The following is an 18,822-nucleotide window of genomic DNA, read 5'->3' on the forward strand; positions in this document are numbered from 1 at the left end:
CAGCAGCACATCATCAAACACGCCACCAAGAATCTGCGTCTGCTTGCGGATGTCTTCATCACGACGGTCACCCGCACCGCTGATCACCACCGAGCGCCGCTTGGCCGGCATCGTTGCCACGGCGTTGCACAGCGCCTGAATGGCATCCGGGTTGTGGCCGTAGTCAGCAATGAGCGTAGCGCCCTTGTAATCGAACAGGTTGAAGCGCCCCGGCGCCGTGGCGGCGTCGTTCACAAATGTGGCTAGCCCGCGGCGGATGACCGCCCAGTCGATGCCAAGCGCCCAAGCGGCAGCAATCGACGACATGGCGTTCTCAACCTGGAAGCCAATCGTGCCGTTGCGCGTGAGTGGAATGTCGGCCAGCGCGATGCGCGTTTCCTTGGCGCCTTCGGTGGCCACAATCTCTGCGCCATCGACAAACACCACGCGCTTGCCCTGCGCACGATGCAGTGCCATGGTCGGCAGGCCAATGTCCTGCGCAAAGAACGTGATCGAACCTGGGCAGGCATCGGCCATGCGCGCGACCATCGGGTCGGCGGCGTTGAGCACAGCCATGCCCTTGGGCGCCACGTTCTGCACGATCACGCTCTTGAGCACAGCCAGGTCTTCTACCGTGCTGATGTAATTCAGGCCCAGGTGGTCGCCTTCACCCACGTTGGTCACCACGGCGACATCGCAGCGGTCGAAGGCCAGGCCTTCGCGCAACAGGCCGCCGCGCGCGGTTTCGAACACGGCGGCATCCACGTCGGGGTGCAGCAGCACGTTGCGGGCGCTGCGCGGGCCGCTGCAGTCACCGGTGTCGATACGCTGGCCCTGGATGTACACGCCATCGGTGCCGGTCATGCCCATGCGCAGGCCGCTGGAGGCCAGCAGGTGGGTGATCAGGCGCACGGTCGTCGTCTTGCCGTTGGTGCCGGAGACAGCCACCAGAGGGATACGGCCATCGTCGCCATCGGCAAACATCGTCGAGATGATGGCTTCGCCCACCGCGCGGCCCTTGCCGTATGAGGGCTGCAAGTGCATGCGCAAACCCGGTGCGGCGTTGACTTCTACAATGCCGCCGGCTTGGTCTTCAAACGGCTTGAGCATCGTTTCGCAAACGGCATCCACACCGCAGATGTCGAGCCCAACCATCTGCGCAGCAGCCACGGCACGCGCCGCGATGGCCGGATGGACGTCGTCGGTCACGTCGGTTGCCGCGCCACCCGTGGAGAGGTTCGCGTTGTTGCGCAACACCACGCGCGTGCCCTTGGGCGGCACGGCGTCGGCGCTCAGGCCCTGCTTGGCAAGCGTGGCCAGTGCAATGTCGTCAAAGCGGATCTTCGTGAGCGACGTGGCATGCCCTTCACCACGGCGCGGGTCGCGGTTCACCTCGTCGACCAGCTCGCGCACCGTGTGCTTGCCGTCGCCAATGACTTGCGGCGGGTCGCGGCGCGCGGCCGCCACCAAGTGCTTGCCCACCACCAGCAGACGGAAATCGTGGCCGGGGATGTAGCGCTCGACGATCACGTCCGACGAGATGTCGGCCGCCACTTCGTAGGCCGTCTTCACTTCTTCCTGCGTGCGGATGCGCACGGCCACGCCCTTGCCCTGGTTGCCATCACGCGGCTTGACCACCACCGGGCCGTTGATTTCCTGCGCGGCTTCCCAAGCCTCTTCGGCGCTGCGCACCGAACGGCCAAGCGGCACCGGCACACCGGCGGCATGCAGCAACGTCTTCGTCAGGTCCTTGTCCTGCGCAATGGATTCGGCCACGGCGCTGGTCATGTCGGTCTCGGCCGCCTGGATGCGGCGCTGCTTGCTGCCCCAGCCAAACTGGACCATCGAGCCTTGCGTGAGGCGGCGGTACGGAATGCCGCGCGCCACGGCGGCGTAGACGATGGACCCGGTGCTCGGTCCCAGGCGCACGTCTTCATCCAGGTCGCGCAGGCGGTGCAGCGCGTCGTCCAGATCGAACGGCTGGTCATCACGCGCCGCCAGGCAAAGTTGGCCAGCCAGCTCGAACGCCAGTCGGCCCACTTCCTCTTCGGTGTATTCGACAACGACCTGGTACGTACCGGGTTCGAGCGTCGGCTCGGTGTGGCTGAACGTGACCGGGCAGCCCGCAGCAGCCTGCAGGCCCAGCGCGGCAGCTTCCAGCGCGTGCGCCATCGACGGCGCATCGGCTTCGTCATCCGGCCGCAGCGGGCCGATGGCCGGAAAACGCGCACGCAGGCGGTCTTCAAAACCCGGCAGCTCGGTCAACAGGAGCGATTGGTCCGAGCAGGCCACGATGGCCTCGATGGCCGTGTGACGACACCAGAGATTCGGACCACGCAGGGCCCGGATACGAGAGACTTCCATACAGTCGGCTTTCCGTTGTGCTGTGGGCTGCTTTTGGTCAGGCCCGGTGTTCCGTGCGGCCCATCCACTGATGGACTTGCTCGACAGTGGCATCGATCGCGCATTCGTCGCATTGCAGGACCAGCAGATCGCCAGGTGCGAGCTGTGACAGTGCCGCTTCCACAGCATCCTGGCGTTTGCCCCCGTCGACGACGACCTCGGCCACACGGCCGCCTTGCTGCATCCCCTGCTTGAGCAGCGCACGCGCCTGGGGCTCGAACTGGGCATCGGCGCGCTTGACGCTGGCGTCTTCGCACAGCAGCACGCGGTCGAACGTTTGACCGATCACCGTGCCCTGTGCCACGAGGTCTTCGTCGCGACGTTGCAGACCAGCGCCAAACACCAATGTCCGGCGTTCTGCCGGGAAGTTGTCCAGCGCACCGGCCAGCGCTTGCAGCGCTGACGCGTTGTGCGCGTCATCCACCACGATGGTGGCGCCGTTGTGCTGGAACAGCGTAAAGCGCCCCGGTACATCCACCTGGCCAACGTCAAACGTGACGATGCCAGCACGGATCAGTTCATGCGAGATGCCCAGCGCCCAGCCGGTCGCCACGGCGGCCAGCACGTTCTCGATCTGGAACGGCACCCGGCCCGCGTAAGCGAGCGGAATGGCCGACACATCGGCCAGTGCCACTTCCGTTTGGCCGGTAGCAAGCACCACCTTGCCGTCACGCACAAACACCGCCCGCTTGCCCGCAGCACGGTGCGCGGCAATGGCCGGCAGGTCGCCCGAGAGGGCAAAGAAGATCACCTCGCCATCACACAACTCGGCCATCTCGACCAGGCGTGCGTCGGCGGCATTGAGCACGCCCACGCCGGTCTTCAACACCACGTCAATCTGCGTGCGCAGGACGCTGTACATGCGGTCTTCGTCTTCGACGTAGAAGTCGCCCAGGTGATCGGGCTTGTCGAAGTTGGTGACCACGCCGACCTGGCAGCGGTCATACGGCAGCCCTTGCGACAAGATCATGCCGCTGTCGTTCTCGAACACGGCGGCTTCCACCGCGCGGTTCATCAGGATGCGATGGCACGCGTCCCAGGCAGCGCGGTCGCTGCGGGCCGTGCCTTCCACTTGGCGGTGGTCCAGGTACAGGCCGTCGCTGCAGCCCAGGCCCGTATGCTTGCCCGACAGCTGCAGCAATTGCGCCACCAGCTTGGCGACGACAGTTTTGCCGTTGGTGCCCGTGATGCCCACGATGGGAATGCGGCCGTCGTCCTGCACGCCGTCCTTGCCAGAGAACAGGTGGTCGACAATCGCACGGCCCACCGGGCGCGGTTCACCCTGGGCGGGGCGGATATGCATCAGCAAACCCGGCCCGGCGTTCACCTCAACAACGGCGCCGCGCTGTTCGTCCAGCGGGCGCGAAATGTCTTCGGCCACCAGATCCACGCCGGCAATGTCCAGCCCGACCACCCGTGCCGCCAGCGACACGTGGGCCGCCACGCTCGGGTGTACACGGTCGGTCACATCAAATGCGACGTTGCCGTTGCGCTGGATCAGCACGGTGCGGCCTGCGGGCGGCACAGCGGTGCCATCGGCATAGCCCTGGCGCTTGAGCTCCAGGCGCGCGGCGGAATCCAGTCGCACGGGGTTCAGCGGGTGCTCTTCGGTCGGGCCACGGCGCGGGTCGGCGTTGATCTGCGATTCGATCAACTCCTCGATGGTGGAGGTGCCATCGCCGACAACCGATGCGGTCTCGCCCATGGCCGCCGCCGCCACACGGCCGCCCACCACCAGCAGGCGGTGTTCGTTGCCGGAGACGAAGCGCTCGACGATCACGCCGTTGCCCTCTTCGATGGCCACCGCGTAGGCGGTTTCCACCTCTTCGCGCGTCATCAGGTTGGTGAACACGCCGCGGCCGTGGTTGCCGTCGTATGGCTTGACCACCACCGGCACGCCGATGTCTTCGGCGGCCTCCCAGGCGTCTTCGGCGCTGTCGACCATGCGGCCTTCCGGCACGGGCACGCCGCACGACTGCAATAAGCTTTTCGTAAGGTCCTTGTCGCGCGAGATCGATTCGGCAATGGCGCTGGTGCGGTCTGTCTCGGCCGTCCAGATGCGGCGCTGGCGTGCACCGTAGCCCAGTTGCACGAGGTTGCCGTCCGACAGGCGGATCGACGGAATGCCCCGGTCGTCAGCGGCATCCACAATGCAGGCCGTGCTCGGACCAAGGCATTGGTCATCCACCATATCGCGCAGCGTTTCGACCGCCGCATCCACGTCGAACGGACGATCTTCAATGGCGGCCATGACGAGGTCCCGCGCCGCAAACAGTGCTGCGCGGGTCACGTCTTCGTGCCAGGCACGCACGATCACCTTGTAGACGCCGCGGATCGGGGTCTCGCGGGCCTTGCCAAAGCCGCCCGGCATGCCGGCCAGATTCTGCAGCTCGAGCGTGACGTGCTCCAGGATGTGACCCGGCCAGGTGCCTTCCTTCAAGCGCATCAGGAAGCCGCCGCGCACGCCGGGGCTGCAGCGGTGCTCGATCAGCGTTGGCAGCCACGTCGACAGGCGCTCATAGAACCCCGGAATCGTGTTGGAGGGGAAATCCTCCAATTCACCAATGTCGACCCATGCCTCCAGCACTGGCCGATATGTCCACATATTCGGGCCGCGCAGCGACATGACATCGAGAATCTCAATGTCCTTCTTCTTCATCGAATTAGCTTGGAAAGCAGTGGGCGAAATGCCCGAGAAAATGAAGCGTTACCTTTCAATAACGTTACAACGGCTTTGGCGTTGACCGCTTGAACCAGGAGTGCGTTGTGCATCGCACCAATTTCCTGGCTCGCTCCCCTATGTATACTTGCGAGCAAAATTTGCCGGCCACCGGACGCTCAACGCGCGCGATGGCCGCACCATTGCTCCGATTTATGTTCGTCCTTTACCCGTTTTGGGCTGTTTTTTGGGCCATTGGGACGCGCTTTTTGAATTCTTTGCGCCGCTCATGACCCAGTCCTCCCCAACATCCGCCCCCAACCTTGCCGGCACTCAGGACCCCTGGAGTGTCGAGCTCGGCTCAAGCCTCGCTCCAGAGGAAACCGTCCTGGCCGGACTGCAGCTGGATTTGGACCCAAGGCTGCATTTTACCCAAGGGTGGCTGGTTGTTACGCATCGCCGCCTGATCGGGCGGCCCCCCGGCGGAAAGGACTTGCAAAGCTGGGACATCGCGCCCGGCATGACGCTTTCGCACACCGACCACGCCGGCGTAGGCACGCTGGAGCTGTCCGACGGCCAGCGCCGCCTGGCGAGCTGGCGGTACACGCTGGGCCACAACGCCGACGCCCTGCGGCTGACCGACGTGTTCGACGCGCGCCGCAACGCACTCACGGCAGGCGCCGAGCCCGCACCAGCCGACACAGACGTCTGCCCGACCTGCAAGGCGCCGCTTCCGCCCGATGAAGACACCTGCCCCCAGTGCAGCCGCGAGCTGGAGCAACCGCCCTCCACCTGGGCGCTGCTGCGCCTGTGGCGCTTTGCCCGGCCGTATCGCTGGCAATTGCTGGCCGGGTTCGCCCTGCTGCTGCTGGGCACGGCCGCCACCCTGGTGCCGCCGTACCTGACGATGCCCTTGATGGACAAGGTGCTGATCCCGTACCAGAACGGCACCCCGATCGACTACAGTCTGGTCACCCTCTACCTGTCCGGCCTCTTTGGCGCCGCGCTGGTGGCATGGTCGCTGGGGTGGGCGCGCACCTACCTGCTGGCGCGCGTGTCCGAGCGCATCAGCGCCGACCTGCGCACCACCACCTACGAGCACCTGCTCAAGCTGTCGCTGGAGTATTTCGGCGGCAAGCGCACGGGTGACCTGATGGCCCGGATCGGTTCGGAAAGCGACCGGATCAGCGTGTTCCTGTCGCTGCACCTGCTTGATTTCGCCACCGACGTGCTGATGATCGTGATGACGGCGGTGATCCTGATCTCGATCAACCCGTGGCTGGCACTGGTCACACTGGTGCCGCTGCCGTTCATTGCGTGGATGATCCACCTGGTGCGCGACCGCCTGCGGCACGGCTTCGAGAAGATCGACCGGATCTGGTCGGAAATCACCAACGTGCTGGCCGACACGATCCCGGGTATCCGCGTGGTCAAGGCCTTCGCCCAGGAAAAGCGCGAAGTCACGCGCTTTGCCGAGGCCAACAAGCACAACCTGGCCATCAACGACCGCGTCAACGCGGTGTGGTCGCTGTTCACGCCCACCGTGACGCTGCTCACCGAGGTGGGCTTGCTGGTGGTCTGGATTTTCGGGATCTGGCAGATCAGCCACGACGCCATCAGCGTAGGCGTGCTCGTGGCGTTCCTGACCTACATCAGCCGCTTCTACACGCGCCTGGATTCGATGAGCCGCATCGTGTCCGTCACGCAGAAGGCGGCCGCTGGCGCCAAGCGGATCTTCGACATCCTCGACCACGTGTCGAGCGTGCCGGAGCCGCAAAAGCCGGTGCACCTCGACAACGTTGAAGGTGCGATCGAACTGCGCGACCTGGGCTTCCGCTATGGCAACCGGGCGGTGATCCGCGGCCTGAACCTGTCGATCCAGCCGGGCGAGATGATCGGCCTGGTGGGGCATAGCGGCTCGGGCAAAAGCACGCTCGTGAACCTGATCTGCCGCTTCTACGATGTGTCGGAAGGGGCGATCCGCTTGGATGGCGTCGACATCCGCTCGCTGCCCATTTCGGAATTCCGCCGCAACATCGGCCTGGTGCTACAGGAGCCGTTCCTGTTCTTCGGCACGATTGCCGACAACATCGCCTACGGCAAACCCGACGCCACGCGCGAGGAAATCGTTGCCGCCGCACGTGCCGCGCACGCACACGAGTTCATCCTGCGTCTACCGCACGGCTACGACTCGCTGGTGGGTGAGCGCGGCCAGGCGCTGTCGGGCGGTGAGCGCCAGCGCATTTCGATTGCGCGCGCGCTGCTCATCAACCCGCGCATCCTGATCATGGACGAGGCCACGTCGTCCGTGGATACGACCACCGAGAAGGAAATCCAGAAGGCGCTCGACAACCTCGTGCAGGGCCGGACGACCATCGCCATCGCGCACCGCCTGTCGACGCTGCGCAAGGCCGATCGCCTGGTCGTCATGGACCGCGGCCAGATCGTCGAGGTGGGCAACCACGATGAACTGCTGGCACGCGAAGGGGCGTACTACAAGCTCTATCAGGCACAGGCCCGCAATGTCGACGCAGACACCGACATGACGAGCGACGGCGAGCGCGTGGACGCTGCCGAACCGGCTTACGCGCAATAAGCGCAGCCATCACGTTTCTGGAAGAGCACGGCAATGCAAACGCCCGATTTCACCCTGAGCCGCAACCGCCTCGGCAAGCTGGTCATGACCCTGGCCGACGGCACCTCGCACGAAGGCGTGGTGCCCGTGCGCGCGTTTCCGATTTCCGCAGCGGCCGATGGCTTCAGCCTGATGAGCACCGACGGCCGCGAGCTGGCCTGGATCACGCGGCTGGATGCACTGCCCGAGCCCACGCGCGTGCTGATCGCCGATGAACTGGCCACACGCGAGTTCATGCCCGAGATCCGCAAGATCATCGGCGTATCGACCTATGCCACGCCCAGCAAGTGGACGGTGCAGACCGATCGCGGCCAGACCGATCTCGTGCTGCGCGGCGAAGAAGACATTCGCCGCCTGACCGGCAGCACGCTGCTGATCTCGGACAGCCACGGCATCCACTACCTGATTCGCGATCACGTTGCGCTGGACAAACCCAGCCGGAAGATCCTCGATCGATTCCTCTGAACCGCGCAGTGGTTACCTCAGGGCTGGCGGTACCGGTTGCACTGTTGCCATCACCTCGCTGAACAGGGTTGCCGTCCGCTTCCAGCTCCCGCGCTGGTTGTAATCGCCTGCCGTTGTCACGACCACCATATCGAGCGCGGGGATGATCCACAGGCGCTGGCCACCGTTGCCGATGCCACCCATCCAATCCTGCTGCGCACCGCCCGCCTCCACCTTGCCCAGCCACCATTGGTAGCCGTACCGCAAATCCGGCTCGATACCCGTATCGATGTGCGGGCGGGTCGATTCGGCAATCCATGCAGTAGGCACCACTTGCCGGCCGTTCCATTGGCCGTGCTGCAAGACAAGCTGCCCGATGCGCGCCAAGTCCCGCGGGCGCAAGCGCACCCCCGCAAATGCCAGCGGGCGACCACGGTAATCGTCCACCCATTCCCAGTCGGTGATGCCCAGCGGCTCGAAAAGCTGTTGGCGTGCGTACTCGGGCAATGACATGCCAACGCGATCGGCCAGCAATTGGGCCAGCACCGCAGTATTGCCGCCGCTGTAGTTGAACTGCGTGCCGGCCGGCACAGCCATTGGCCGGTTGAACACGTAGCGCGTTTGTGAGGTATGCCAGAACAGCCCGAATTCGTCGTTATTGAACGGGCTCGTGGCGTGCCATTCGTTCCAGGCCAGCCCGCTGGACATGGAGAACATCTGCGACAACGTAATCGCCTCGCGGCCATCACGGCTCAAGGCAGCCAGTTCGGGAAACAGTGACAACGCGGGCATATCCAGCGCCGGCATCTTGCCTTGCGCCTGCGCAATCCCCCATAGCAGGCTCGTCACCGATTTGCTGATCGACCGGACGTCGTGCACGGTCGTTGGGCCGAATGTTCGCGTGGTGCGGAACAGGTCTTTGATGCGCTCGTCCTTGCCGGGCCGATAGACCTCGGCGACTAGATGGCCGTTGCGTACGACGAGCAGGCTGTGGAAGTTGATATCGCCGTCTGCAAAGTTGTGCAGGACGGTGCAGAGGCGGTCGGTATCGAAGCCGGCGGCGGCAGGGCTCGCGTCAATCTGCCAGCCGTCGTTCAACTGGGCAGGCGCATCGCACGGTGGCGCAGCGATCGCCGCATGCGTGCACACGGCGAGGCCGAGCGCGACACCCGCATGGGCTAACCAGCCAAGACTGCGATGTCGTTGCGCCATGAAGCCCCCACATTGGATCCGTGGCAGGCAGTATCACCAACCGTTTGGCGTCAACCAAGCGGCGTGCGACGAACGGTGGATCCAGCGGCGTGAATATCAGCGGAAGTGGTCTGACGGTTACACGCCCGTTGATGCGTAGACGTAAGCAAAGACGAACGCCCCGATCACCAGCGAGGCCACCCAGCCGGAGAGTCGCATGCGGCGCGAACGCACCGCCACGCTCGAAAACAGCATGCGTTCACGGCGTGCTGCGGTACCGAAGGCAAGCAGCAGAACGCCGAGCAGGCCAATGGCCGCAACGGCTGCGCCGACGCTCAGGCGCGACCACGCGGCTGTCAGATGTTCACCATCCCGGTAACCGAGATAGCTGCTGCCCGCCCCGATCACGACGAGGGCGATGCAGCCGAGGACAAAACGACCGCGCGCGGGGCGGGCTTTCCAATCAACCGGCATATTGTTCTTGTTCTGAAAACACAATGGGCGAAGTATAAGTCGCATGCCAACCGGCCTCACCAAGTGCGACGCCAAGTCCCCGTCCGGAACCCCTGCCCGCGTTACCATGTCGGACTGTTCTGATTCTCAAGTTACGTTACAGGCACCTATGGTCACACGTCGAACCCTTCTTGCCTCCGCCTCCGTGACCGCCACGCTGGCGGCGCTCGGCATCACGCCCGAAGCACTGGCCGCAAATGGCGTCAAACTCGGCGTCAAACTGGGCGATGCCACGCCGTTTTCTTTCGATGCGCTGATCGAGCGCGCCCGCACGATGGCCGGCCAGCCGTACACGCCGCCCGCCACGGCGCCGGCCGACATCCTCGCCAAGATCGACTACGAAGCCCACGGCAAGATCAAGTTCGACACGGCACACGCGCTGTTTGCCGATGGCCCGGGGCAGTTTCCGGTGACGTTCTTCCACCTGGGCACGTTCTTCCGTGCGCCCGTGCGCATGCACGTCGTGGAAAAAGGCGCCGCGCGCGAGGTCATCTACGACGCGTCGTACTTCGACATGCCCGCCGACAGCCCCGCACGCAAGCTGCCCGATGGGACCAAACCCGGCAGCGGCTTCGCTGGCTTCCGCTTCCAGGAAAGCCGCCTGGGCGACCAGAAGAAACTCGACTGGAAGAAGAACGACTGGGTCGCCTTCCTCGGTGCGTCGTACTTCCGCGCCATCGGCGAGCTGTATCAGTACGGCCTGTCGGCACGCGGCATTGCGCTGGACGTGGCACAGGCTGGCAAGCCGGAAGAATTCCCCAACTTCACGCACGTGTGGTTCGACACGCCGGCAGACAACCGCGCCGATTCGGTGACGATCTACACGCTGCTCGACGGCCCGAGCATCACAGGCGCTTACCGCTTCGTCATGCATCGCACGAAGGGCGTGGTGATGGACATCGACACGGCCATCTTCCTGCGTAAGGACATCGACCGCTTCGGCATCGCGCCCGCTACGTCGATGTACTGGTTCTCGGAAACCGCCAAGGGCACCGCCACCGACTGGCGCCCCGAAGTGCACGACTCCGATGGCCTGGCCCTGTGGACGGGCAGCGGCGAGCGCATCTGGCGTCCGCTGAACGATCCGCCGCGCACGATGGCGTCCGCCTTTGGCGACAACAACCCACGCGGCTTCGGCCTGCTGCAGCGCGATCGCGATTTCAACAACTACCAGGACGGCGTGCACTACGAGCGCCGCCCGAGCCTGTGGGTCGAGCCGCTGGAGGGTTGGGGCGAAGGCGCGGTGCAACTCATCGAGATCCCGACCGACGACGAGATTCACGACAACATCGTCGCCATGTGGGTGCCGAAGGCACCGGCGCGCGCCGGCAGCCAGTACCGCCTGCGCTACCGCCTGCACTGGCTGGCCGATGAGCCGTATCCGACGCCGCTGGCGCGCTGCGTGGCCACGCGCTTGGGCAACGGCGGCCAGCCGGGCCAACCGCGTCCGCACGGTGTGCGCAAGTTCATGGTGGAGTTCAAGGGGGGGCCGCTGGAGAAGCTGCCGTTTGGTGTGAAGCCCGAAGCCGTGCTGAGCACCTCGCGCGGCACGTTCTCGTATGTGTTTACCGAAGCGGTGCCGAACGGCGTGCCGGGCCACTGGCGCGCGCAGTTCGACCTGACGGTCGACGGCAAGGAGCCGGTGGACATGCGCCTGTTCCTGCGCGTGGATGGCAAGCCGCTGTCGGAAACATGGCTGTATCAATACCACCCGTTTCAATCACCAGTGGGGCCGGTGGCGTCGTAAGGGTTGGCGCAATCAATAAAAAAGGCGGGAGAATTCCCGCCTTACTTGTATGCGACCGTCACGATGGCCAGTGCTGGTTCGGCGCCAGGTGAATGTGAGAGCGTGAGTTTTCCGCGGTTGCCCGCCAGCACGTTGGATTTGAAGCCGTCATACCGAGCACGCATCAGTGCCCCGCTCACGACTTCACCAACCCTGTGCCACACCCCCGACGACTTGCCGCGCGCCATAACCGACACCTCGGCTGGCACTGGCTTGACCGCGGGTGTGTTGAAGTCCACCACCACTTGATTGCTGGTTGCGGCCGTACGGGCCTGCAGCCCATCGGCCGTGCCGGCAGCACGCGGCCCAGCCTGCACGCTGTACCCGGTTGCAACAACCGCCCCCGTGAAACGGATCGTGCCGCCGCTTTGACCGCCAGCGGCCAGTGCTCCGGTCGCCCCCATCCAACCAATCGCCGCCATCAGTGCCACGGCCCCTCTCGTATAACGCTTGTGCATAACAACCCCCAGTACCCGACCCTCGGGCGATGTTCTTTATCCAGTCGTTTACGGACGACCAGACCTGACATGTTTTTAACCGCCATTTTGTAACAGCCTGATTCAACAATTTTTTACATACAAAATCGTCTCACAATCCGATTCTTATTCTTAACCACGGGTATTCCCGATTGATCATCAGAATCGGAAATACCGCGTTATTCAAGATCTAGGGTGTTGGCCACACTTCCAATGCCTGCATCAGCCGTTTTCCTAACGGAATGCGCTTGGCCATGTCGGCCTCAAGCGGCATGTCGATGTTCAGGGCGAACGCGTACACCTTCCCCTCACGCTCGACCCAGCCCACCCACCAGCCGATCTCGGGCTGATACTCAGTTGCGACCCCCGTCTTGGCGTACAGCGCGGCATCGCCCTGTTTTTCGATCAGCAGCATGCGGTGAACCAGATCCCACGTGCGTGGCTTCACCGGCAGTTGCTTGAGCGCGAGGCGGCTGGTGAAGCGCGCTTCTTCAAATGCGGAAATTTCCAGCGGACCGCGCAGCCAAAACTGGTCAATCACGCTGCCGATCTGGCGGTTGCCGTAGTCAAAGGCATCCACATAGGCCTGCATGCGCGCGGGGCCGATACGGCGCGCAACCTCCTGGTAGATCGGCACGTTGGATACACGGATCGCCTCGGGCAATGCCATGTCCTTCTCCCACTGTTTGAAGGGCTGTGGCTTGCCACCGTATGGGATCACCTCGTGATCGTCACGCACGGCACCCGTATCGAAGGCGATCAGGCTGTTGGGAATCTTGAAGGTTGATGCAGGGTGGATGCGCCGCGCGGCGCGTGCCGGGTCCACCACGTAGGTGCGATCGCCACTGATGTCCATCAGCACGAAGGTGCCGGCAACACCGGCTTCGTCGAACACGCGCTTGAGGTCGTCGCGCACGACCAGCTCGGCGTGCGCTTGACTGGCGCCCATCACGAAAGCACAGGCTGTGAGGGCCAGCGCAAAGGTCTTTGACCAGCGAGGGAACATAGGAACTCCTTGAAGGTTGTCGTTAGCTGCCGGCAAGCACCGGCGCTGCGCATCGTAGGGAGCGCGCTGTGCCCTTTCCAGCGCGCAAGGCATGCCGCACGTCACACGCGTAACGCCTGTAACAAACGGCTTGGCGCACAATGGCGGCAACGCTTTTTGCCTTACAGCCTCCGCCGCAGTTTCCGTATGCAGCCACCCGCCTTGCCCGCCCTTCACCTGGAACTGACCACGCCGCAAACCGTCGATGGCCGACGCGCGCCGTTCCAGAGCCTGTGGCTGTTGGTGCGGCTGGCCTATGCACATCGCCTGTCGCCCGAGCAGCCCTTTGTACGATTGGCCGATCTGCGTGGGGCCGTATCGGATGCCAGCACACAGCGCATGATGATCAGCCGCGCGTTTCGCGATTGGCAAAACTGGGGCGTGCAAGCCGGCTGGGGCGAACAGCGCGACCGCGAGCCGCGCTTTCTCAACGCTGACAAACGCAGCCAGGGCCCGTTCTGGCTCACACCCGAAGACGCCGCGCGTGTCGTCTGCCTGGTCGAAGGGCGCATTGCCGACGATACGGACGTACGCGCCTTCCTCGGCATCGCCACCACAGAATGCCCGACGGACAACGCTGCAGAGGCCACCGCCAGCGCGCTGTCCGGCCCCGCACCCGGTACACCCAACCCCGCGTTCTGGCATGCCTTCCTAACGGCACGCCATGCCATGCGCGAAGGACGCCTGCTGCACGCGCTGGGGGCCGGCACCCACACCGGTGGCGCGTCTGATGCCGAGCGCGGTGGTGCCTTGCTCGCCCTGCGCCACGCGGGGGATGCTGCCGACAACGATTTCCAGCGCGCCCTCGTCACCCTGGGCGAGGCGATGGCGGCCCGCCGGCTGGGGGACTCTACGCGTGCCAGTGCCCTGCTCTCGCAACTGCGGGCACATCGCCGTCAGCGGCACGTGCTGGGCAATGACTACCTCGCCGCCATGGAGCGTGTCGTCACCGCCTGGTGCGCGTATGACCGGCGCGATCTCGACCTCGCCGCCGGCCTGCTCGCACGCATGGCCGACGCCGAACCCGGCCGCAGCCTGCTGCGCTATCACCCGCAGATCCGGTTTGAGTGGAACAACCTCAGCGCCCTGATCGAACGCGCACGGCTGCTCTACGCCGACACGGCTGACGTTGCCCCGGAAGTGCGCGGACAAACGGCGCAGCGCATCGTCGCCCAGTTCGAAACCGCGCTGGCCGCCGCGCTGGAAAGCCAGGCCTCCGATGCCGTGCAGCAGGTTGCCGCCAACCTCGGCATGACGTGCTGGCTGCTGCGGGATGCGCTGGGCAACTCGGCAACCGCCGACGGCACCACCGATGCCGTGCGCTGGCTGGCCATGAGCGAGTGGCAAGCGCTGCGTAACGGCGGGCCGCTGCAGTCGGCCTGGAACGCCATCGCCCTGATGCGCATTGCGCGTGCCGATGCGCCGCACGCTTCGCTCACGCTAGCAGACCTCCGGGCTCAGGCTGGCCCGTTTGCCGAAGCCTTCGATGCGCGCTACTGGCCGCAACGCTGGGCCGATGTGGCGGCACTGCGCCTGCGTGAGCACGACAGCGGCCGCCATCGATACGGCCACGTGCAAGTCAGCGGCCTGCTGCTCGAGTTGGCGTGGTTTGCCAAGGCCGACGGCGATCACGCCACCACCCGTACTGCCATGGAGCGGCTGTCGGAAACCACACAAGACCTCGCGCCGCATGACCGCGCCTACTTCGTGCAAGCACTCAAGCAACTTGCGCAGGCAACCGAGGCTGCACCCTGAACCTGTCGACCATGGATCGGCGGAAATATTCGTTGCATCCCTAACGATCTGTCGCTAGACTGCCGCGCATGTTCGATCACTGCCTGTACTTCAACACGACTGCCCTCGCCCGCACCGTCGAGCGCGAATGGACCGCCGCATACGCGCCGTTCAGCCTGACGCCGCCGCAGGGGTTCGTGCTGCGTTTGGTGCTCAAGCGGCCCGGCGTGCTCAACCGCGAGCTGGCCGAGGTACTGGGCATTGCGCGGCCGACCGCCACGCGGCTCGTTGATGGTCTGGTCGCCAAAGGATTGGTGGAACGCCAGCCCTCAGCGGAAGACGGCCGCGAGTGGAACCTGTTCCCCACCGATGCCGCACGTGCGATGGAAGCTGCGTTGCAGGCGGCCAGCGCCAAGGTGGCGCGGCGCTTGCGCGAACACGTAGGCACGAACGTATTTGACGACACGGTCCAGGCCCTCCGTGACGTGCGCAGCGCGCTAAACACGTAGCAAAAAGCCAAAGCGGCATCTGCCGCCTTTTTTATCACCATTTAGTTGCATACCTACGCATTTTGCAAGGAGCCATGCATGACCACAGTCCTCGTCACCGGCATCGAGCCATTTGAATCCGACCCGACCAACCCCTCCTGGGATATCGCGCAGGCGCTCGATGGCACGCAAGTCGACGGCGCGACCATTGTGGCGCGGCAGTTGCCCTGCGTGTTCGGCGTGGCCAATGAACAGTTGGTGGCGGCAATTGAAGAGACGTCGCCCACGCTGGTGTTCGCGCTCGGGCTGGCGAGCGGGCGCGCAGAGATATCGGTGGAACGCGTGGCAATCAACGTTATCGACGCGCGCATTCCCGATAACGCAGGCAACCAGCCGGTCGATACGCCGGTGGTGTCAGACGGGCCGACGGCGTACTTCTCCACGCTGCCGATCAAGGCGATCGTGCAGACGCTGCGCGAGGCGGGCGTGCCCGCGGCGGTGTCGCAAAGTGCCGGCACGTACAACTGCAACCACCTGTTCTACGGCCTGATGCACCACATCGCCACGCGCGCGCCGCAGGTGCGCGGTGGCTTCATCCACGTGCCGACCACGCCCGAACTGGCGGCGCGGCATGCAGGCCGGCCAAGCCTGTCGCTCGATACGCAGGTCAAGGGGATACGCACGGCGATTAGCGTTGCGCTCGCCACGCGTACCGATCTCAAGGTGAGCGGTGGTGCGGTGCACTAGGGCGGACGTGCTGCCCGATGCTACGATCCAGGCGACACTTCATTTCGCGAGGATCCTCACATGAAGAAGAATGCATGGATGCTCGGCATCTGCCTGGCGGTTGCAAGCGCGCTTGGTTCTAACACGTTACCTGCACAGGCGCAGGTGTCGGTACACGTACGGATCGGTCCACCACCGCCGCCACGCCACGAGCGGATTCCGAGACTGCCACCGGGCTACGTGTGGGCACCTGGCTACTGGCAATTGCACGGCAACCGTTACGTCTGGCGCCCTGGCCATCAGATGCGCGGGCGCCCCGGCCAACATTGGCGGGCCCCACATTGGGTGCACGGTCGCCATGGCTGGGAAATGCGTCAAGGTGGCTGGGACCGCAACCACGGTCACCCCAAGAACCGCATCCACGGCTGCCCTCCCGGCCGCAGGTGCTGATGTAGTCAAGACAGGCCAGCCAAGCGCTGGCCTATTTTTTTGGCCGCGGGCGACTTACGCCACCAGCGGCATCAGCAACCTGCGTGTCGCCAACTCCTGGCGGAAAGCCTCAAACGCCTGCACCACCGAATCCGCACCGCGCGCCGTGTTCTGCAAGCGGATGCCCTCCACCTGCTGGATGCCCACGGTAGCAAACACATAGCGCAAATACGGCATCAGGAAATCCGTCTGCGCGTGGGCACCGTCAAAATTGCCGCCCGATGCCGACACCACCTGCACCGAGCGATCCGCCAGCACGCCCACCTTGCCTGTCGGCGTCCGGCGAAACGTGCGCTCGGGCCGCACCACCAGGTCGATCCACGCCTTCAGTGTCGACGGTACGGTGTAGTTGTGCACAGGCGTGGAGATCAACACGGCATCCGCCGCCTCCAGTTCACCGATCAACGTCTCGGACAGCGCCAGTTCTGCATGGTGTGCATGGGTGCGATCGGCGTCGGGCATCAGGCTGGCCTCGACGAAGGCGGCATCGGGATGCGGCAGCGGCGTTGCCGCAAGATCGCGCTCGATGATGCGCAAGCCAGCGTTGGCCTCCGCCAGTTGACCGAGCACCAGCTGCGCAGCACGCCGGCTGTGCGATCGGCTCTCTCGCGGGCTCACGGCCACATGCAGCAACGTCGTCATGCGGCGCCTCTTGCTGGCGTGTTGAACCCAAAACGCAGTGCACCAGCCAGCAGGCCATTGCGGTAGTAGAAGCGGTGACCAAGCACGTTGGACAAGGGCGTGTCGAGCACCAGCCGCGCGCATCCCAGGCGCTGTGCCGTGTCCTTCAGATGATCCATCAACACGTTGCCCAAACCGCTGCTGCGCAGGTTGGCGTCGGTCACCAGATCGTCGACGTACAGGAAGGGGCCGTAGACGAGGTTCTCCTGCAAGCGATAACCCGCCAGGGCAACAGGCGTGCCGTCACGCCAGACGGCGATGAGGCGATAGCCGTCCTCGACTTGCCGGCGCCAGCGCGCGACCAGCTCATCGGCGTCGGCCAGATGCGGCCGCAGCTGATGCATGACGGGAAAGCACGCACGCAGCGCGGCTTCGTCTTCAACGGGGCGGATGGTGTCCATGGTCATGCCTCCTGCGATGCAACCGGGGTAGTTGCGGGCACCGGCGGCGCAAAGCGCAACGACACGGCAATGCGGTTCCACGCCTGGATATTGGCGATGGCGGCCGTCAGGAATGCCACTTCGGTCTTGGAGAAATGCTCGCGCACGGCATCGTACGCGTGGTCCTCCACGCCGTGATCGACCGGGCGCGCCAAAGCCGTCAACGCTTCCGTCCAGGCCAGCGCAGCGCGCTCGCGCGGGGTGAACACCGCCGGCGTGTCGCGCCACACGGCCACCAAGTCCAGCTTGGAAGATGCCACCCCAAGCTTGCGCGACAGGTTCAGGTGGAACTGCACACAGAACGCGCAGCCGTTGATTTGCGAAGCGCGCACCTTGATGAGCTCGGTCAGCGGCTTTTCCAGCCCGGAGGCGTCCACCGCCTTGCTCAATGCTTGCAATGCAGCCGGCACACCAACGGCGGTGGCGACGAATTCTGTGTAGTCCATGCGGGGCGAGAGATCGTGCATGTATGGCTCCTGTTTTGTGCACTGTCTGTGACGAAGTTGTCGAAGTGGTAATATCAGTGCACGAACATCATATTCGAACTCTTACATTATGAGCAAGCGCGCCCCTACCACCAACGCGGGCAACACGTTGGACACACCCTTCATTCCCGAGCCCGGTCAGGGCAAACGCGGTGAAGAGGGCTATCTTGGCTACCTGCTGCGCCAGGCCAGCGCGGCACACCGCCTGCGCATGGAACGCGCCATGACCGACGTGGGTGTCACGTTGCCGCAGTTCCTGGTGCTGACCATGATCCGCGCCTACCCCGGCGTCTCGAACGCCGACCTCGCCCGCTTGGCCATGCTGACTCCGCAAACCGTGAGCGTGATCGTCGCCAACCTGGAGCGCAGCGGCGCCATCACGCGCCGGCCGCATGCCGTGCACGGCCGCATCCAGCACATCGACGTGACGCCAGAAGGCGCAGCCCTGCTGGCCGCCTGCCGGAAGCGATCCGGCGGCATTGAACAGGAACTGCTCGAAGGTTTCACGCCCGAAGAAGAACAGGTCGTGCGGCGCTGGCTGGTGCACGCGGCCATGGTGGGCAGCGACAAAGCGGCAACCTAACGCCCTGCTCCTCAAACTTTTTTCGCCCTCGTCCTTGACTTCAGGACGGTCGTCACTATCATTCG

Annotated in this window: 17 protein-coding genes; 8 read left to right on the top strand and 9 right to left on the bottom strand. The window is 64.7% G+C overall.

Features of this window, described 5'->3' with window-relative positions:
* Both cphA (C404_RS32990) and cphA (C404_RS32995) read right to left on the bottom strand, forming a co-directional pair.
* A partial coding sequence (gene cphA, locus C404_RS32990) for a cyanophycin synthetase (protein WP_021192960.1) occupies nt 1-2,343 on the bottom strand: 2,343 nt, incomplete at its 3' end.
* A 37-nt stretch (nt 2,344-2,380) separates the two neighbouring features.
* Nucleotides 2,381-5,041, bottom strand: coding sequence for a cyanophycin synthetase (gene cphA / locus C404_RS32995; protein WP_021192961.1), 2,661 nt, complete (start codon nt 5,039-5,041; stop codon nt 2,381-2,383).
* 289 nt (nt 5,042-5,330) lie between these two features.
* On the opposite strand from cphA (C404_RS32995), the gene C404_RS33000 reads away from it, so the two are divergent.
* Nucleotides 5,331-7,637 (top strand): cyanophycin metabolism-associated ABC transporter, encoded by a 2,307-nt coding sequence (locus C404_RS33000; RefSeq protein ID WP_031328757.1) that lies wholly within the window; start codon nt 5,331-5,333, stop codon nt 7,635-7,637.
* Between the two features lie 33 nt (nt 7,638-7,670).
* A complete protein-coding gene (locus tag C404_RS33005) occupies nt 7,671-8,141 on the top strand; it encodes a cyanophycin metabolism-associated DUF1854 family protein (RefSeq protein WP_021192963.1) in 471 nt (156 codons plus the stop codon).
* 12 nt (nt 8,142-8,153) lie between these two features.
* On the opposite strand, the gene C404_RS33010 is transcribed toward C404_RS33005, so the two are convergent.
* Nucleotides 8,154-9,332: a serine hydrolase domain-containing protein gene (locus C404_RS33010; RefSeq protein WP_031328758.1), complete on the bottom strand. Its 1,179-nt coding sequence runs from the start codon at nt 9,330-9,332 to the stop codon at nt 8,154-8,156.
* Between the two features lie 117 nt (nt 9,333-9,449).
* Nucleotides 9,450-9,785 (bottom strand): hypothetical protein, encoded by a 336-nt coding sequence (locus C404_RS33015; protein ID WP_021192965.1) that lies wholly within the window; start codon nt 9,783-9,785, stop codon nt 9,450-9,452.
* A gap of 148 nt (nt 9,786-9,933) precedes the next feature.
* On the opposite strand from C404_RS33015, the gene C404_RS33020 reads away from it, so the two are divergent.
* Entirely contained in the window at nt 9,934-11,571 is a 1,638-nt protein-coding gene (locus tag C404_RS33020; protein WP_031328759.1) for a glucan biosynthesis protein, read from the top strand.
* Nucleotides 11,572-11,612: 41 nt separating this feature from the next.
* On the opposite strand, the gene C404_RS33025 is transcribed toward C404_RS33020, so the two are convergent.
* Nucleotides 11,613-12,032 (bottom strand): hypothetical protein, encoded by a 420-nt coding sequence (locus C404_RS33025; RefSeq protein WP_232317446.1) that lies wholly within the window; start codon nt 12,030-12,032, stop codon nt 11,613-11,615.
* Between the two features lie 244 nt (nt 12,033-12,276).
* The gene (blaOXA, locus tag C404_RS33030; protein WP_021192968.1) at nt 12,277-13,092 is read right to left on the bottom strand and encodes an OXA-60 family carbapenem-hydrolyzing class D beta-lactamase; all 816 of its coding nucleotides are present in this window, start codon (nt 13,090-13,092) and stop codon (nt 12,277-12,279) included.
* Nucleotides 13,093-13,278: 186 nt separating this feature from the next.
* Here blaOXA and C404_RS33035 point away from each other — a divergent pair, with 186 nt between their 5' ends.
* From C404_RS33035 to C404_RS59035, 4 genes are all read left to right on the top strand, one after another.
* A complete protein-coding gene (locus tag C404_RS33035; RefSeq protein WP_021192969.1) occupies nt 13,279-14,886 on the top strand; it encodes a hypothetical protein in 1,608 nt (535 codons plus the stop codon).
* A 68-nt stretch (nt 14,887-14,954) separates the two neighbouring features.
* Nucleotides 14,955-15,374, top strand: a complete 420-nt coding sequence (locus C404_RS33040; protein ID WP_021192970.1) for a MarR family winged helix-turn-helix transcriptional regulator — start codon at nt 14,955-14,957, stop codon at nt 15,372-15,374.
* A 78-nt stretch (nt 15,375-15,452) separates the two neighbouring features.
* Nucleotides 15,453-16,100, top strand: a complete 648-nt coding sequence (gene pcp / locus C404_RS33045) for a pyroglutamyl-peptidase I (RefSeq protein WP_021192971.1) — start codon at nt 15,453-15,455, stop codon at nt 16,098-16,100.
* Nucleotides 16,101-16,178: 78 nt separating this feature from the next.
* Complete coding sequence (locus C404_RS59035; RefSeq protein WP_235180612.1) at nt 16,179-16,529, top strand: YXWGXW repeat-containing protein; 351 nt, start codon at nt 16,179-16,181, stop codon at nt 16,527-16,529.
* Between the two features lie 54 nt (nt 16,530-16,583).
* Here C404_RS59035 and C404_RS33050 read toward each other — a convergent pair whose 3' ends face one another.
* The 3 genes from C404_RS33050 to C404_RS33060 are packed head-to-tail and all read right to left on the bottom strand — an operon-like array spanning nt 16,584 to nt 18,156.
* Entirely contained in the window at nt 16,584-17,210 is a 627-nt protein-coding gene (locus tag C404_RS33050) for an FMN-dependent NADH-azoreductase (RefSeq protein ID WP_021192972.1), read from the bottom strand.
* Nucleotides 17,207-17,656: a GNAT family N-acetyltransferase gene (locus C404_RS33055; RefSeq protein WP_021192973.1), complete on the bottom strand. Its 450-nt coding sequence runs from the start codon at nt 17,654-17,656 to the stop codon at nt 17,207-17,209. The genes C404_RS33050 and C404_RS33055 overlap by 4 nt, the downstream gene beginning before the upstream one ends.
* Nucleotides 17,653-18,156, bottom strand: coding sequence for a carboxymuconolactone decarboxylase family protein (locus C404_RS33060; protein WP_021192974.1), 504 nt, complete (start codon nt 18,154-18,156; stop codon nt 17,653-17,655). Before C404_RS33060 ends, C404_RS33055 begins: the two co-directional genes overlap by 4 nt.
* A gap of 88 nt (nt 18,157-18,244) precedes the next feature.
* Between C404_RS33060 and C404_RS33065 the strand changes: the two genes are divergently transcribed.
* Entirely contained in the window at nt 18,245-18,757 is a 513-nt protein-coding gene (locus C404_RS33065) for a MarR family winged helix-turn-helix transcriptional regulator (protein ID WP_021192975.1), read from the top strand.
* The last annotated feature ends 65 nt before the right edge of the window (nt 18,758-18,822 follow it).

The organism is Ralstonia sp. AU12-08 (assembly GCF_000442475.1).
Classification (GTDB): domain Bacteria; phylum Pseudomonadota; class Gammaproteobacteria; order Burkholderiales; family Burkholderiaceae; genus Ralstonia; species Ralstonia insidiosa.